The organism is Kocuria sp. HMSC066H03 (assembly GCF_001812045.1).
Lineage (GTDB): Bacteria > Actinomycetota > Actinomycetes > Actinomycetales > Micrococcaceae > Kocuria > Kocuria rhizophila.
Genome location: NZ_KV807509.1, coordinates 419,344 through 419,761 on the forward strand (window position 1 = coordinate 419,344; position 418 = coordinate 419,761).

Below are 418 nucleotides of genomic sequence, written 5' to 3' on the forward strand. Positions count from 1 at the left end.
GTCGCGGGCGTCCCGGCTGACCGGCTCGACCCGGCCCATCTCGCTCAGGCATGGCCGTCGATCACCGACACCCTGGTCCGGCTGCACAGCACTCCTGCCAGCACGTGTCCGTACGGCAGGACGCTGCACGAGATGACGGCGCTAGCCCGCGCGACCGTCGCCGAGAACCGGGTCCACACCGAGTTCCTGCCCCAGCACCTCATCGACACCCCGCCCGCAGTGATCCTCGAAAGCTTGGAACGCGACCTCCCGTCCCGCCAGGAACAAGAGGACGCCGACAGGGTGGTCTGCCACGGAGACTTCTGCCTCCCCAACATCCTTATCGACCCCGATACCTCGCTGGTCGCCGGGCTCATCGACCTCGGCCGACTCGGACAAGCAGACCCCTACGCCGACATCGCGCTCCTGCTGGCGAACG

Annotated in this window: 1 protein-coding gene; it reads left to right on the forward strand. The window is 68.2% G+C overall.

Annotation, left to right across the window (positions count from 1 at the left end; all coding sequences use genetic code 11):
• Positions 1-60: 60 nt before the first annotated feature.
• On the forward strand, positions 61-418 hold a 358-nt coding region (locus HMPREF2833_RS10685), incomplete at its 3' end, for a phosphotransferase (protein WP_246829147.1).